Origin of the sequence: Mogibacterium kristiansenii, assembly GCF_029224645.1 — a bacterium.
Taxonomy (GTDB): domain Bacteria; phylum Bacillota; class Clostridia; order Peptostreptococcales; family Anaerovoracaceae; genus Mogibacterium_A; species Mogibacterium_A kristiansenii.
Genome location: NZ_JAQXUZ010000025.1, coordinates 20,490 through 35,280, shown reverse-complemented (window position 1 = coordinate 35,280; position 14,791 = coordinate 20,490). Strand labels below are relative to the sequence as shown.

At 49.1% G+C, this 14,791-nt stretch carries 14 protein-coding genes and 1 pseudogene; 14 read left to right on the top strand and 1 reads right to left on the bottom strand.

What is annotated here, in order from left to right; all coding sequences use genetic code 11:
* From PUE40_RS07770 to PUE40_RS07730, 9 genes and pseudogenes are all read left to right on the top strand, one after another.
* Positions 1–1,107, top strand: coding sequence for an alanine racemase (locus PUE40_RS07770; protein WP_277672417.1), 1,107 nt, complete (start codon positions 1–3; stop codon positions 1,105–1,107).
* A 3-nt stretch (positions 1,108–1,110) separates the two neighbouring features.
* Positions 1,111–1,587, top strand: coding sequence for a transcription elongation factor GreA (gene greA / locus PUE40_RS07765; RefSeq protein WP_154553785.1), 477 nt, complete (start codon positions 1,111–1,113; stop codon positions 1,585–1,587).
* A gap of 51 nt (positions 1,588–1,638) precedes the next feature.
* Positions 1,639–3,174, top strand: a complete 1,536-nt coding sequence (lysS, locus tag PUE40_RS07760; RefSeq protein WP_277672416.1) for a lysine--tRNA ligase — start codon at positions 1,639–1,641, stop codon at positions 3,172–3,174.
* A gap of 517 nt (positions 3,175–3,691) precedes the next feature.
* Positions 3,692–4,000, top strand: a complete 309-nt coding sequence (locus PUE40_RS07755; RefSeq protein ID WP_277672415.1) for a type II toxin-antitoxin system RelB/DinJ family antitoxin — start codon at positions 3,692–3,694, stop codon at positions 3,998–4,000.
* Between the two features lie 8 nt (positions 4,001–4,008).
* Positions 4,009–4,335: pseudogene (locus PUE40_RS08275) on the top strand (type II toxin-antitoxin system RelE/ParE family toxin).
* A gap of 343 nt (positions 4,336–4,678) precedes the next feature.
* Positions 4,679–5,347: a cupin domain-containing protein gene (locus PUE40_RS07745; protein WP_277672414.1), complete on the top strand. Its 669-nt coding sequence runs from the start codon at positions 4,679–4,681 to the stop codon at positions 5,345–5,347.
* 13 nt (positions 5,348–5,360) lie between these two features.
* Positions 5,361–6,497: a Fic family protein gene (locus PUE40_RS07740; RefSeq protein WP_154553782.1), complete on the top strand. Its 1,137-nt coding sequence runs from the start codon at positions 5,361–5,363 to the stop codon at positions 6,495–6,497.
* Positions 6,498–6,521: 24 nt separating this feature from the next.
* Entirely contained in the window at positions 6,522–7,004 is a 483-nt protein-coding gene (locus tag PUE40_RS07735; RefSeq protein WP_154553781.1) for a prolyl-tRNA synthetase associated domain-containing protein, read from the top strand.
* An 8-nt stretch (positions 7,005–7,012) separates the two neighbouring features.
* Positions 7,013–7,423 carry a peptide deformylase gene (locus PUE40_RS07730; protein ID WP_154553780.1) on the top strand — a complete coding sequence of 137 codons (411 nt, stop codon included), beginning with the start codon at positions 7,013–7,015 and terminating at the stop codon, positions 7,421–7,423.
* Between the two features lie 483 nt (positions 7,424–7,906).
* On the opposite strand, the gene PUE40_RS07725 is transcribed toward PUE40_RS07730, so the two are convergent.
* Positions 7,907–8,848 carry a LysR family transcriptional regulator gene (locus PUE40_RS07725; protein WP_154553779.1) on the bottom strand — a complete coding sequence of 314 codons (942 nt, stop codon included), beginning with the start codon at positions 8,846–8,848 and terminating at the stop codon, positions 7,907–7,909.
* Positions 8,849–9,153: 305 nt separating this feature from the next.
* Between PUE40_RS07725 and PUE40_RS07720 the strand changes: the two genes are divergently transcribed.
* The 5 genes from PUE40_RS07720 (at position 9,154) to PUE40_RS07700 (ending at position 14,759) form a co-directional block, all read left to right on the top strand.
* Positions 9,154–9,930: an acyl-CoA dehydratase activase gene (locus PUE40_RS07720; RefSeq protein WP_277672413.1), complete on the top strand. Its 777-nt coding sequence runs from the start codon at positions 9,154–9,156 to the stop codon at positions 9,928–9,930.
* A gap of 73 nt (positions 9,931–10,003) precedes the next feature.
* Positions 10,004–11,242: a 2-hydroxyacyl-CoA dehydratase subunit D gene (locus tag PUE40_RS07715; protein ID WP_154553777.1), complete on the top strand. Its 1,239-nt coding sequence runs from the start codon at positions 10,004–10,006 to the stop codon at positions 11,240–11,242.
* Between the two features lie 2 nt (positions 11,243–11,244).
* A complete protein-coding gene (locus tag PUE40_RS07710) occupies positions 11,245–12,360 on the top strand; it encodes a 2-hydroxyacyl-CoA dehydratase subunit D (protein WP_277672412.1) in 1,116 nt (371 codons plus the stop codon).
* 24 nt (positions 12,361–12,384) lie between these two features.
* Positions 12,385–13,629 carry a CaiB/BaiF CoA transferase family protein gene (locus tag PUE40_RS07705; protein ID WP_154553775.1) on the top strand — a complete coding sequence of 415 codons (1,245 nt, stop codon included), beginning with the start codon at positions 12,385–12,387 and terminating at the stop codon, positions 13,627–13,629.
* Between the two features lie 128 nt (positions 13,630–13,757).
* Positions 13,758–14,759 (top strand): NAD(P)-dependent oxidoreductase, encoded by a 1,002-nt coding sequence (locus tag PUE40_RS07700; protein WP_154553774.1) that lies wholly within the window; start codon positions 13,758–13,760, stop codon positions 14,757–14,759.
* Positions 14,760–14,791: the final 32 nt, after the last annotated feature.

Genomic DNA, 14,791 nt, shown 5'->3' with positions numbered 1-14,791 from the left:
ATGACAGAGAGAAGATATCCTGCGATTGTGATTGACCACGAGAGCCTGAGACATAATGTAAAAACAATTTGCGATTGGTGCGAGGATACCGGGATTTTTGTGGCCGGCGTCATCAAAGGGGCCAACGGTATTCTGTCGGTGGCGGAAGATTACGTGGCCGGCGGCACAAAGATGATTGCCTCCTCTCGCATGGAGCAGCTGAAGCGCTGCCGCGAGGGAAACATCGGTGTTCCCTTGCTGATGATTCGGGTGCCGATGCTTTCGGAATTGGACGAGCTGGTGCAGGTGGCGGATTGCAGCCTGAACAGTGAACTGGTTACCCTGCGGGCGCTGGACAAGGCGGCCGAAGCCCACGGCGTGGTGCACAACGTGGTGCTGATGGCGGACCTGGGCGACCTGAGGGAAGGCTACTTCAACTACGATGAGCTGGTGGAAACCGCAGAAACCGTGGAACGGGAACTGCCCCACCTCCACCTGGCGGGAATCGGAACCAATCTGGGCTGCTACGGATCGGTAATGGCCACGGAAGATAAAATGCAGGAGCTGGCGGACCTGGCGATTCGGGTGGAGAAATCCATCGGCCGGGAGCTGGAAATCGTGTCCGGCGGAGCCACATCCAGCCTGATGGGCGTGTTCGGCGGATACATGCCGGAGAAAATCAACATGCTGCGCATTGGCGCGGCCGCTCTGGCGGGATCGCTGGAGGACATGCGGGTTTGCTACGGATATTCGGAAATGGATGCATTGCGAGATGATGCTTTTACCCTGGAAGCCCAGGTAGTGGAAGTCAAAAAGAAGGCCTCTCATCCAATCGGGCAGCTGGGCGTGGATGCTTTCGGCAAGAAACAGACCTATGTGGACCGGGGCGAGCGAACCCGGGCGCTGGTGGCCGTGGGTCGCGCCGACTACGGAGAAATTTCGGATCTGGTGCCGACGATAGAGGGCATGGAAGTCATCGGGGCTTCGGGCGACCACACCATTCTGGATATTGAAGATGTTAAAGAGCCGATTGAAATCGGAGATATAATTACGTTTAAACTGAAGTATTCCGCGATTCTGAGAATTACCGGAAGCGAAAATGTTCGAAGATATGAAAGGAGCAACTAGAACATGGCGAATGCAATGCATGAAATGACGAAGGTCGGTTACGATAACCTGGTGAAGGAACTGGAGAACTGCACCGGCCCGATGCGGCTGGAGATTGCGGCAAGACTGAAGGAAGCGATTTCCTACGGAGATATTTCCGAGAACTCGGAATACGATGCAGCGAAGGAAGCGCAGGCAGAGAACGAAGACCGCATCAAGGAAATCGAGGAAATTCTGAGAACCGCAAAGGTTGTGGATGCCGATGACCTGGAATCCGAGGGAACCGTGCAGACCGGTGTTACGGTTCGCGTAAAGGACCTGGTATACGATGAAGAGATGACATACCAGATTGTAGGAAACACCGAGGCGGATCCGTTCAACGGAAAGCTGTCCAACGTATCCCTGGTAGGCGAGCACCTGATTGGCACAAAACAGGGCGACGTTGTGGAATTCTCCGTACCGGAGGGAACCGCAAAATACGAGATTTTGGAAGTTTTATAGGAAGTTTGTACGCGCAGCACATTGCAGAAAGGAAAAGAAAAAGGAAAAGACATGAGTAACGATAATCACAATGCTCCCGAGACCGTGGAACTGACCGCAGAAGAAGTCAGCGAACAGAGAAAAATCCGCAGAGAGAAATTGCAGGAACTTCGTGATATGGGCAGAGATCCATTTGTACAGGAAACGTACAATGTAACTGCACACAGCAAGGACATCAAGGAGAACTTCGAAGCCATGGAAGGCGAGGAAGTTGCCATTGCCGGTCGTATTATGAGAAAAAGAATCATGGGCAAGGCGGCGTTCTTCGATGTACAGGATAAGCAGGGCAGAATTCAGTGCTATATCAAGAGAGATGATATCGGCGTCGATGAGTACAAAATCTTCAAGACCTACGACATTGGTGATATCGTGGGCCTGCGCGGTTTTGTCTTCAAGACCCGTACCGACGAGGTATCCGTTCACACTCAGGAGCTGACCCTTTTGGCAAAATCCCTGCAGGTGCTGCCGGATAAGTGGAGCGGCCTTCAGGATATCGATCTGAGATATCGTCAGCGTTATGTAGACCTGATCATGAACGAAGATGTTCGGGAAACCTTCTACAACCGTGCGAAGATTGTAAAGACCGTTCGGGAAGTATTGGAAGAGGATTACGGATTCCTGGAAGTAGAGACCCCGGTCCTCCAGACCATCGCCGGCGGTGCAAACGCTCGTCCGTTCAACACCCACCACAACGCCCTGGACTTCGACCTGAAGCTGAGAATCTCCCTGGAGCTTCCGCTGAAGAGACTGATTGTCGGCGGACTGGACAGAGTATACGAGCTGGGCAAGGTTTTCCGTAACGAAGGTATGGACAAGAACCACAGCCCGGAATTCACCTCCATGGAAGCGTATATGGCATACGGCAACCTGGAAGATATGATGGACCTGATGGAACAGGTTGTGTATAAGTGCGCGATGGCGGTAAACGGTTCTCCGATTATCACCTACGAAGGAAAGAGCTTCGATGTTACTCCGCCGTGGAACAAGATCGATATGACGGAGACCGTTATCAAGGTAACCGGAATTCCGTTCGACAAAATCGACGATGATGAAGAAGCTCGTGCCGCAGCAATCAAGTACGGCATGAACGAGGAAGACGTAAAGAACTGGACGCGCGGCAAAATCATCGCCGAGATGTTCGAAGAATACTGCGAGGACCTGCCGGGCCTGCTGGACGGACCGGTATTCCTCACCGGACATCCGGTAGACGTATCCCCGCTGTCCAAGAGAGACCCGAAAGACCCGAGAATCACTCGTCGTTTCGAGGCATACATCAACGGATGGGAACTGTCCAACGCCTTCTCCGAGCTGAATGACCCAATCGACCAGTACGAGAGATTTGCAGAGCAGCAGAGAGAACTGGACCTGGGTATCGACGACGAAGCACACCCGATGGACACCGACTACGTCAATGCACTGGAAATCGGTCTGCCTCCAACAGGCGGCATCGGAATCGGTATTGACCGCCTGGTAATGCTCATCACAGATTCCACAACCATCCGTGACGTACAGCTCTTCCCGGTTATGAAGCCGCTCGCAGGCGAGTAAGCTTCGAAGAAGCGCCACTCGACTGCGCCGAGGAAAAGCGCAAACGGGTTTGCGCCCGAGGCGAGCGGCGAATGCAGCGGATGGAGCATTGCCACGACTGGGCAGAAAAGGAGCAATGCGACAGGAGTCGCGAAAGCCGAGTCAGAACTAGCGAGCTCCGCAGGAGCCGAATAGAAAACAAAAATGCCGACTTCAAACGTCTGTTTTGCGGTCGGCATTTTTGTTTACCGATTGATGGGCATAAGCATGTTGGCGCTATCCTCCCCGCAAAGCCTTTGTCTTCCGCCTGGTCACGCCAACACGCCCCGGATTTTCCAGGCCGACCAACGTCCATGTTGGCGTCGACCTCCCCGCAAATCCTTTGTCTTCCGCCTGGTCACGCCAACAAGCTCAGGCTTATTCTTGTGGCCCTTACCATTGACATCCTTGCCGGGACAAGTGAAGAGTAAAAAGATTGCGAAATGATCGCGGTTCGCAATCAAAAAAGATATAATGAAAAAAAGAGGAGGTGACATCAATGGAAAGAACTGCAAGTGTATTTGCACGTGTTGAACCTGAAGTGAGAGAACAGGCGGAGCAGGTACTCGATCGACTCGGTATTCCAATGTCCAATGCAGTGGGAATGTTTCTGAGACAGATTGTGCTTCAAAGGGGAATTCCTTTTGAAATGAAACTTCCATCCTGTGAAGAACCGGTTTCATATGGCTCTTTGACAAAAGAGCAATTCAGTATAGAGATAGAGAAAGGGATGGAAGATATTAAGGCTGGCAGAGTGTATTCGGCGGATGAAGTTGAAGCAGAAATGAAACAGGAATTTGGTATTTGAAGTATAAGGTGACGTATACAGCAGCGGCAAAGAAGGATTTACGAAATATTTTCAGATATATTTCAGAGAGATTGCTAGCACCCCAAAATGCTGCAGGGCAGACTGAACGGATTATGGCTGCTATTCGAAGATTGGATACCATGCCAAAAAGAAATCGCCTTTAAGAGAAAGAACCGTGGCACAGCAGAGGACTTCGATTTTTCCCGGTAGACAATTACCTGGTATTTTACAAGATAGATGAAGAAACTGAAATGGTATACGTAGTGCGAATTATGTATAGCGGACGTGATATCCATAAACTGTTACGGCAAACAGAAGATGCTTTAGAAACCTAGAAGGGGAGGGCGCATGAACAAAAAGTGGCTTTTAGTAATCCTGTTGATTGCATCGGCATCGTTTAATTTTGTTTTGTTAACGTTGCCGGAATCCCCGAAGGAAACGTGTTGACGTTGGATGGTAATGCCAAAGACAGAATGTACCATTCTGATGAGGACATCATTTATAATCTCGATAAGAATAGGTTCGCAGCACAGACAGACAAGCAGCCCCGTGATTTCGAAGTTCGAAGTCGTGGGTCTACTTTTACTTTTTTCTGTGGTACAATATATGTATTGCGAAAGGCAGTGCAGCATTATTGAGAGCAAAGGCTTGGATGAAGTAATTGAAAGAAGGACGGCCATGGAATCCATTGAACAAAACAGCCTTTATGGGCGGAAATTTTCAATAGCAAAAGAGAACCCATCGATTCCCGGATGCACAATTTCAAAAGAAATTCATAGCGGCGAGAATTATATTACCGTTTTTTCACTGGCGAAGAACACGGACATTAGCGCCGAGATTTACCCTTACTATAAGATGATCGTTGTTGCAGCCGGAAGTCTGGAGGTGTATGGAAACAATGGTTTTACCCGAAACCTGGAAACCGGGGACAGCATCGTGACACTGACAGACACGCCGATGGGCATGCGAACGTCAGAAGGAACCGTTTATACCGAAGTAGCAGTAAGAAAGGATGATATTATGAACGAATTAATTAAAGCCGGAGAGGTTTTTCGTTTGGCAGAACTTGTACCTTATTCGGATGGCAAAATTGTAAATATGGATGTGGTGCACAACGATAAAATGAAATTCGTTGTCATGGCATTTGACGAGGGAACCGGGCTGTCGGAACATGCTGCTCCCGGGGAGGCAATCATATTCGCGCTGGATGGCGAGGGGGTCATCGGTTACGAGGGCGAGGAACATCCGATTCAAGCCGGTGAGAACTTCCGCTTTGCGAAAGGCGGGCTCCATTCGGTAAAAGCAACGAGGAAATTTAAGATGGCACTTCTTCTTACGTTGGAATAGGGAGGTGGCGAATATGGGGATAGACCCGTTTAAGGAGTATTTGAGAGAATCTGAACCGGATAAGGTGTACAAAGGATATGCTTGGAGCACAGCAATCGGGCTTCAGGCGGTGGATGGACTCAAGCCATCTAAATACTTGATTGAGACTGCCATTCAAAATATTGAAGGCAAGATTACAATGAAAGAAGCGCAGAATCTTATCGACAGTTACTATGAAGAACGTCCGATGCACTTGATGGAGGGGGAACGTACGGAAGAAGCGGATAAGGTTTCTTCTCGTATTGCGGAAATTCTCTCCGAAACAGCGTTCTCGTTTTCGCCCAATGAATATATTTCTATTCACCGTAAACTATTTCAGGGAATTTACGAACACGCTGGAAAGATTAGAGATTATAATATTACAAAGAAAGAGTGGATCCTTGATGGAGAAACTGTTGTGTACGGCAGTGCTTCCGAACTGATGGCAACCCTGGAATATGATTTTTCACAGGAGAGGAATTATAGCTATAGAGGGCTGTCGATGGATGAAATCATTCATCATTTGGCGGTTTTTATCTCGAGGTTATGGCAAATCCATATTTTCGGCGAAGGAAATACGAGAACAACGGCCGTGTTCTTCATCAAGTATTTGAGAACACTGGGCTTCTCTGCAACCAATGATATTTTTGCGGAAAATGCGTGGTATTTCCGAAATGCACTTGTTCGTGCAAACTATACGAACCTTCAAAAAGGTATTCACGAAACAACAGAGTATCTGGAAACGTTTCTCAGAAATCTGCTTTTGAACGAGAAAAATGAACTTCATAATCGAGATCTTCATATAGGTGAAACTTTGAATAAAGAAAAAGTGGACATTCGAGTCGCTAAAGTGGACATTCAAGATAAAAAAGTGGATATTCAAAACAAGAAAGTGGACATTTTAAGTGTACTTGCCGAGAGAGGAGGGAGCTTTTCGATAAAAACAACGGTTCATATCCATAGGCTTTTCGACAAATATGGTTTTGATGGAGTATTCGGAAGAAGTGCAGTTATGGAGATTCTTGAGCTAAAAGAGTCAGGTGCATCAAAACTTCTTTCCAATCTGATGCAGGCAGATATTATCGAGCCGGTATCTGGTCACGGAAAAGGAAAGTATAAATTCAAGAAGTAATTAGAAATTCCAAGGAGTGACACTATGAACAAACAAGAAACCTATCAATATCTGAAAGATCACAACATTCCGTTTGAAATCACGGAGCACCCGGCGGTGTACAATATGGAAGAACTGGAGTCCATCGATCTTCCCTATCCGGAGGGGGACGCCAAAAACCTCTTCGTCCGGGACGACAAGAAAAAGAATTATTATCTGATCACGGTAAAAGGTGACAAGCGCGTCAACCTCAAGGATTTCCGGAAAACCCACGGGCTGCGGCCACTTTCTTTTGCCTCGCCGGAGGATTTGAAAAAATACATGGATCTGACGCCGGGAGCCGTGACACCTTTGGGATTGCTGAACGTGGAAGAGGCACCGATTACCCTGTATTTGGATTCGGAATTCAAAGACAGCATCATCGGCATTCACCCGAATGAAAACACGGCAACGGTGTGGCTGAAGGGAGACGACCTGGTGGCGCTCCTTCGCGAAAACGGATGCGAAGTGGAAATTGTGGAAATATAGGAGGACAGATGGTACGAGAAATTATGAAAGATCCCTTTTTCCTGGGACAGAAGTCGGAGCCGGCAACGAAAGAAGATCGGACAATCGGCCGGGATTTGATGGACACCCTGCAGGCGCACCGAGACGGATGCGTGGGCATGGCGGCCAACATGATTGGCATCCGAAAGAACATCATTATCGTAAACATGGGCATCATGGACATGGTCATGTTCAATCCGAGAATCCTCTCGGCAAAGAAACCCTTCGAGACGGAAGAAGGATGCCTCTCCCTTACCGGTGTCCGTAAGACTACCCGCTATGAAGAAATCGAGGTGGAATTCCGGGACATGGATTGGAAGCTGCAGCGGAGAGCGTTCACCGGCTGGACTGCACAGATTATCCAGCATGAAGTGGACCACTGCAACGGCATTGTCATCTAGTTTTCCTTGGGGATTATAATCGTATCTCCCACAAGCGCCTTCTTGACAATTGGAGCTTATCGAGCAGATGCAATGAAATACGCCTAGAATTTCAGAGCGACTTCACGCTGCTTTTCCAAATTAAGCTAATTAGCGTGAACGTTATTTCTGTGATACATGGTTTCGCCATGGTATTTCCTGTGTGAAAGTCAACCTGATAAGAACGGTTCACGCTTTTTTGAAGGAAATCAGCGTTCTGGCGTGAATTGTCAATGGCAATCCGACACTCCAAAATTAGAATTTTGCAAAAGCAGCGAATTGCGTTCACGCTGAATTCGCATTTTCAGTCAAAAAGCGTGAACTGTCTTTGAAATTCTAGGCATATGAGATTGCGCGGGCAAAGCATAGATGATGCAATTAGAACAACGCTTTTGACCTTGACTTATATCAAGTCGAAAACGGAAAGGACTTCACAGCCACTCTGCGAAGTCCTTTTCATATACCTTATTTTTCATCTTCCGAATCCGAAGCTTCCAATTCAATCGGCTTAATCGGGTATTCCTGAATCACCTGTTTCAAACAGCGAATAAAATCATCCACCAGCGGGCTTCGGCCCGCATTTTTCTTTCTCGAAAGTCCGATTTCCCGGCAAGTCTCCGGCTCAATCGGCAGGATTTTCGGCTGCAATTCCGGAATTTCCGCCACCACCCGGTTGGAATCGATCATCAGACCGGTGGAAATCGAATATCCTCTTCCCACTGCCACGTTGGTATTTACCGACATCATGCTGATGGTGTTGTCGTTCGGCACCTGATAGGAAATGTCGTACTTATCCAGCAGATTGGTAATATCTCGGTTTCCGTATGGGTTCGGGATGAAAATATATTTGTCCTCGAAATCCTGCACCGAAACGGAATGCTGATGCGGGTCGTTTTTCGGAAGCAGTCCGAAGAAACGATCCTGAATCAGCGGCGTCCAACTGTAATCCGGATCGGTCCAGGAGCGAACCGTCAGGCCCACGTCCGCATCGTCGTCCCGAAGCCATCCGTTAATCTGGAACGGGTCTCCGGTAAAAACATTCACCGGGACGTCCGGGTGTTCCGCAGAGAAGCGGGAAATGGTCAGCGGAATCCATTTGATGGAAGCCGACTCGATGGCGGCAATGTTAAGTCCCGCCGCCATGCTGCTTCGCCCCAATGCAATGGAATGCTCCAGTCGTTCCATGGAATCCAAAACATTCAGGATGTCCGGCAGAATTTTTCGGGCATTGGCGGTAGGAATCCGACTGGTTCCCTTTTTCTCCAGAAGGGAAAAGCCCACCTCATCTTCCAAGCTTTTAATCATGTAAGAAATTCCGGCGTGGGTATAGCCGAATGATTTGGCAACCTTGGTATAACTTCCGGTGTTGCACACAGCCACAAAGGCCTTCAATTTATTAATATCCATAGTCAAACTCCATCATTCTGATGTAAAGAACTAATCATTTTCATTATAGAATTCAATGAATATTAATGCAATATATGAAAAAAATTTATCAAACGATAGATAGTTTATAGAAAATATCGATAAAAACTTGACAAGATAAAAGCCTTTAAAATCAAGGAAAATTTAGATAAAAAGAATTCCTTGCAAAATGAAAGTAAAACCATTTGTTAAAACACTCACAAAATCGCCCATGGATATTGACGAAAAATTAACGGTTGGTATAATGGAATTGCATTAAAGAAAACACAAAATGTCAGGGGTGGAAAATGATCACACTGGGAATTGATATCGGATCGACAACATCGAAATGCATTCTCCTTCGGGATGGAAAAGAAATCATCGGAAAAAGTCTCCTTGTGGGAGGTATGGGTACGGACAGTCCCAAGAAAGCGATGGATACCGTCCTGAAGGAGTGTGAAATAACACCCGAGGACGTTGCAAGAACGATTGTAACCGGATACGGAAGAAAAAATTTTGAATTCGGCGACGGCGAGGTCAGCGAGCTGACCTGTCACGGACTGGGCGGACGGTTCGTTTTCCCGGAACTTCGAAGCGTCATTGACATCGGAGGACAGGATGCGAAAGTCATCGTCTTGTCGGAGAGCGGCAGAATGTCCAACTTCGTCATGAATGACAAGTGTGCGGCAGGCACAGGACGTTTTCTGGATGTGATGGCAACGATTCTCCAAATGGACATTGGCGACTTTGATGCCTGTGCAGCAAAATCCAGCGATCCGGCCTCGATCTCAAGCACTTGCACGGTGTTCGCTGAATCGGAAGTCATCAGCCAGCTGGCAAATGGGGTGAAACGAGAAGATTTGATTGCAGGAATCTGCAGCAGCGTGGCAGCCCGGGTGTCCGCACTGGCAAGGAGGGCTGGCGTAACGCCTATGGTGTGCATGTCCGGCGGAGTGGCAAAGAACGGTGCTGTACGAAGAGCATTGTCCGAAAGCTTGGACATGGAGATCGCGGTGGATCCGCTGGCACAGTACTTCGGTGCTATCGGCGCAGCGCTGTACGCATATCGACAAGCGATAAAATAGCCGGAAGAGCTATTGAAGAGAATATTATTTTTACAACACATTACTGAATTGCGAAAGAAAGCAGGAGGTTCTTATGGCAGAGGAAAAGAAAGCCCGCCGTCCGGTGGATCCGAATTCGGCGAAGTACAAACTCGGTAAAATCGCTTCCGATGCATTTGCGGATGCCATCGAGGCGAAGAAGGAAGGAAAACCGGTTGCGTGGGTATCCAGCAACTTTCCGGTAGAAATTCCGGAAACTTTGGGACTGGCAACTGCATATCCGGAGAACCAGGCAGCGGGAATTGCTGCAAGAGGTGCCGGCGAAAGAATGTGCGAAGTGGCAGAAGCGGATGGATATTCCAACGACATCTGTGCGTATGCTCGAATCAGCATGGCGTACGCGAAGCTGAAGGAATGTCCGGAGCAGGATGTGGCAATGCCGGATGTACTGCTCTGCTGCAACAACATCTGCAACTGCATGATTAAATGGTACGAAAACCTGGCCATTGAACTGAATATCCCGATGATCCTTCTGGACATTCCGTTCAACCCGGATTACGAAGTGTCCCAGGCGGAAATCGATTATGTATCCGCTCAGTTCTGGGATGCGGTACACACCTTGGAGAACCTGTTCGACCTGAAGTGGTCCGACGAGCGGTTCAAGGAAGTGACCGGATTCAGCTGCCGCTCCAGCAGAGCATGGCTGGATGCAACGGCACAGGCGAAGTACACACCATCTCCGTTCAACGGATTTGACCTTCTGAACCATATGGCGGTAATGGTAACCGCAAGAGGCAAGGAAGCGGCCGGAGAGGCGATGGAGCAGCTCCTGAAAGAATACAAAGAAAACCACGAGAACGGCACCAGCACCTATCGCGGCGAAGAGAAATACAGAGTGATGTTCGAAGGAATCGCTTGCTGGCCATATCTGAGAGCGACTTCTCACGGCCTGAGGGACAGAGGCATTAACATGGTAACTACCATTTATGCCGATGCATTCGGTTTCGACTACCACTCTTTCGATGAGATGATCGCCGCATACTGCAGCGTACCGAACGCCATCAACCTTGAGAAATCCAGAGACAAGAGAATCAAGCTCTGCAAGGATAACAACGTGGAAGGACTTCTGGTTCATACCAACCGTTCCTGCAAACTGTGGAGTGGATTCATGAGCGAGATGAGCCGTCAGATCGGCGAAGCTTGCGGAATTCCGGTAACCAGTTTCGACGGCGACCAGGCAGATCCGCGGAACTTCTCCGAAGCACAGTACGATACCCGCGTACAGGGCTTGATGGAAATCATGGAAGCGAACAAAGAAGCGAAGGGAGAGTAACGATGGTAAACGAAATTTTCGATCAGTTTCATAAGATAGCAACAGCACCGCGTGCTCAGATGGATTCCTATCTCCAACAGGGTAAAAAAGTCGTTTTGACTTCCCCTGTCTATACTCCTGAAGAAATACTCCATTCAATGGGATTCGTGCCAATGGGCGCGTGGGGTGCTGATGTTGAACTGAACCGTTCCAAAGAATATTTTCCGGCATTCCTATGTTCCATCGTGCAGTCCATGCTGGAACTGGGAATCAACGGAGCCTATAAGGGTGCCAGCGCAATCGTCATTCCGTCTCTGTGCGATACACTGAAGACGCTGGGAGAGAACTGGAAATATGCCGTGAAGGATATTCCGTTCATTCCGATGACTTATCCGCAGCACAGAAAGCCGGCATACGGCATTGCGTACACAAAGGCCGGATATGAAAGAGTGATTCACGATCTGGAAAAGCTGGGTGGCAAGTTCGACGCAGCCGCACTGGCAGAATCCAATCGAATCTATAACAGACACAATCAAGTAATGCGCCGGGCAGAAGAAGTTCTGGCGAACCATCCTGAAATCACAGCGGCACAGCGTAGCGACCTGTTCAAGAGTGCGTTCTTCATGCTAAAAGAAGAGCATACCGCACTGGTAGAGCAGCTCATTAAGGAACTGGAAGGCACCGCACCGGCAGCGGAAAAGCTTCCGGTTATCGTCTCCGGTATCCTGACAGACGCACCGCAGCTGAATGCCATCATGGATGAGCTGGGATTCCACATCGTGGCCGACGATGTAGCGGCACAGTCCCGTCAGTATCGGACCGATGTTCCGGAAGGCGAGGATGCCCTTCAGGCACTGGCAGAGAAGTTCGGAAACATGGACAACTGTTCTGTTCTCTACAATGTGGAAAAGCCAAGAGTGCAGTGGATTGTGGACACAGCAAAAGAGAGAAACGCCAAAGGCGTTATCGTGGTCATGACGAAGTTCTGCGATCCGGAAGAATTCGACTACGTGATGATCAAGAAGGCATGCGAAAAGGCGGACATTCCGGCGACATTAATCGAAGTAGACCGTCAGATGAAGCAGTTTGAACAGATTCGAACCAATCTCGAAACATTCCGGGATATGGTGAATATGTAGCTTAGAAAAGCAGGAGGTTATGAAATGAGCGAAGTAAGACTCCCCCTGGAAGGGGTGAAGGTTGTAGAGTTGGCAACATTTATTGCCGCTCCTTGTACCGCAAGATTCCTCGCAGACCTGGGTGCAGACGTTATCAAAGTGGAAGCTCCGAAGGGAGACCCTCTGAGATACACCGCTGTAAACGAAGGTCGTCCGCTGGATCAGAAGGAAAACACATCCTACGACTTGGAGAATGCCGGCAAGAGATGTATTTCCTTGAACACGAAATCCGAAGAAGGAAGAGAAGCTCTGGAGAAGCTGATTGCCGATGCGGATGTATTTATCTGCAACTGGCGTCAGGGACCGCTGAAGAGAGCCGGTCTGGATTGGGAAACCCTCCACGCAAAGTATCCGGCACTGGTATTCGGTTATGTTTCCGGATACGGCGAAGTGGGACCGGACAAAGATCTGCCGGGATTCGATTTCACCGCATTCTATGCAAGAGGCGGAATTCTGGGACCTCTGAGAGATAAAAAGAGCCTGCCGATGCTCACCGTACAGGGCTTCGGAGATCACCAGGTGGCAATGAACCTGGCGGCCGGCGTGCTGGCAGCACTGTATCGTGCAAAGACTACCGGTGAAGGCGATCAGGTTGTTGTATCCCTCTTCCACAGTGCCGTATGGGACGTATCCCTGATGCTGCAAGCCAGCCAGTACGGCTCCGACAGCTGCAAGTTCCCGATGGAGAGATGGGAGAACGGAAACCCGCTGACTCTGGCATATCAGACCTCAGACGATCAGTGGCTCCAGATTGCGATGCCGCAGTATGACAGACATTATCCGGTTCTCATGAATGCCATGGGACACCCGGAAATGGCAGAGAATCCGAAGTTCTATCCGCAGAAGAATCTGGTTCCGAACAGAAAAGAATTCTCGGAATGGATTACCAACGAGTTCCGCGGAAAGACCTGCGACGAGTGGTGCAAGATTCTGGATGCGGCCGACCTGCCTTACGCAGTGGCACAGAACTGGGATACCCTGCTGGAAGACAAGCAGGCATGGGCTTCCAACATCTTCTATGAAATGCAGTACAGCAACGGAAACAAGCGTACGCTGGTTAGACCGCCTGTAATGTTCAAGGAAATGGGCCTGCCGGAATACAACAGAGGACCGTATCTGGGTGAACAGACCGAAAGCATTCTGAAGGAATACGGATATTCCGATGAAGAAGTAGCAAAACTTCTGGAAGAGGGCGCTGCCATTCCGATGGACCCGGCACTGAGAGATTAGTGGGAATATCGGAAACGTGTAGATCGTGAAAATGTTTTTACACCAGCTGCTATAGAGTTAGGGACTGGAAACAAATTAGTGATCAAAACGGGACCCGGCAGAGGGTCAAAAGTAAAGGAGAAGAAGATATGAAAATTGCTGCTTATGAAGTCCGTCCGGACGAAAAACCGGTTATTGAAGCTCGCTGCAAGGAACTGGGAATCGAACTGATTTCCACCGGATCGATTCTGGATTCTTCCACCGTAGAGATGAGCAAGGGCTGTGACGGCGTGACCACACTGGGACAGAGTGATTTCTCCAAGAGCATTCTGGACACCATGGTAGAGAACGGCGTAAAGGTTCAGGCATTCCGCTGCGTTGGATACGACTATATCGACGTTCCCTATGCAAGAGAGCTGGGACTTCGGATTACCCACGGAAGCTACGCTCCGAACGGCGTTGCGGAATACACCGTAATGGCAATCCTGATGAGCATCCGGAAAGCGAAGAAGGCGCTGTACAATACAAACGACAACGACTTCACTCTGAAGGGTAAAATGAGCCGGGAACTGCGTTCCCTCACCGTGGGTGTTATCGGTGCCGGCAAGATCGGATATACCGTTATCAAGATTCTGTCCGGATTCGGATGCCGTATCCTGGCATACGATATGTACCAGAACGATGCAGTAAAAGAATATGCAACTTACGTGGATCTGGATACCCTGTACAAAGAATCCGATGTTATCACACTGCACACCAACCTGTCCGAGAGCACAGAGAATATGATCGACGGAGAGGCGCTGTCTAAGATGAAGAACGGCGTGGTTCTGGTGAACAATGCCCGCGGCGGTCTGATGGATATCGATGCCATCATCGACGGCGTGGAATCCGAGAAAATCGGCGCACTGTTCATGGATGCATTCCCGGGCGAAGAGGGCATCATCCACATCCCACACGATGAGGATATTATCCGCACACCTGGAATGCCTTACTTCAAGCTGAAGTATCTGCGGTCCTTCGTGAACGTAATTCACACACCGCATATGGCATTCTTTACAGAAGAGGCCAGCAGATCCATGGCACTCTCCGGTATCGACGGAATTTACGAAGTGCTGACCAAAGGTTCTTCCGCACACGAAATTCCACAATAAAATGAATCGGTAAGGCCGGGAGGGGGACTTAC

What these genes read in the sequence shown, in the direction of transcription:
- PUE40_RS07770 (WP_277672417.1), top strand. Translation starts at nt 1, where the DNA reads ATGACAGAGAGAAGATATCCTGCGATTGTGATTGACCACGAGAGCCTG.
- greA (WP_154553785.1), top strand. Translation starts at nt 1,111, where the DNA reads ATGGCGAATGCAATGCATGAAATGACGAAGGTCGGTTACGATAACCTG.
- lysS (WP_277672416.1), top strand. Translation starts at nt 1,639, where the DNA reads ATGAGTAACGATAATCACAATGCTCCCGAGACCGTGGAACTGACCGCA.
- PUE40_RS07755 (WP_277672415.1), top strand. Translation starts at nt 3,692, where the DNA reads ATGGAAAGAACTGCAAGTGTATTTGCACGTGTTGAACCTGAAGTGAGA.
- PUE40_RS07745 (WP_277672414.1), top strand. Translation starts at nt 4,679, where the DNA reads ATGGAATCCATTGAACAAAACAGCCTTTATGGGCGGAAATTTTCAATA.
- PUE40_RS07740 (WP_154553782.1), top strand. Translation starts at nt 5,361, where the DNA reads ATGGGGATAGACCCGTTTAAGGAGTATTTGAGAGAATCTGAACCGGAT.
- PUE40_RS07735 (WP_154553781.1), top strand. Translation starts at nt 6,522, where the DNA reads ATGAACAAACAAGAAACCTATCAATATCTGAAAGATCACAACATTCCG.
- PUE40_RS07730 (WP_154553780.1), top strand. Translation starts at nt 7,013, where the DNA reads ATGGTACGAGAAATTATGAAAGATCCCTTTTTCCTGGGACAGAAGTCG.
- PUE40_RS07725 (WP_154553779.1), bottom strand. Translation starts at nt 8,848, where the DNA reads ATGGATATTAATAAATTGAAGGCCTTTGTGGCTGTGTGCAACACCGGA.
- PUE40_RS07720 (WP_277672413.1), top strand. Translation starts at nt 9,154, where the DNA reads ATGATCACACTGGGAATTGATATCGGATCGACAACATCGAAATGCATT.
- PUE40_RS07715 (WP_154553777.1), top strand. Translation starts at nt 10,004, where the DNA reads ATGGCAGAGGAAAAGAAAGCCCGCCGTCCGGTGGATCCGAATTCGGCG.
- PUE40_RS07710 (WP_277672412.1), top strand. Translation starts at nt 11,245, where the DNA reads ATGGTAAACGAAATTTTCGATCAGTTTCATAAGATAGCAACAGCACCG.
- PUE40_RS07705 (WP_154553775.1), top strand. Translation starts at nt 12,385, where the DNA reads ATGAGCGAAGTAAGACTCCCCCTGGAAGGGGTGAAGGTTGTAGAGTTG.
- PUE40_RS07700 (WP_154553774.1), top strand. Translation starts at nt 13,758, where the DNA reads ATGAAAATTGCTGCTTATGAAGTCCGTCCGGACGAAAAACCGGTTATT.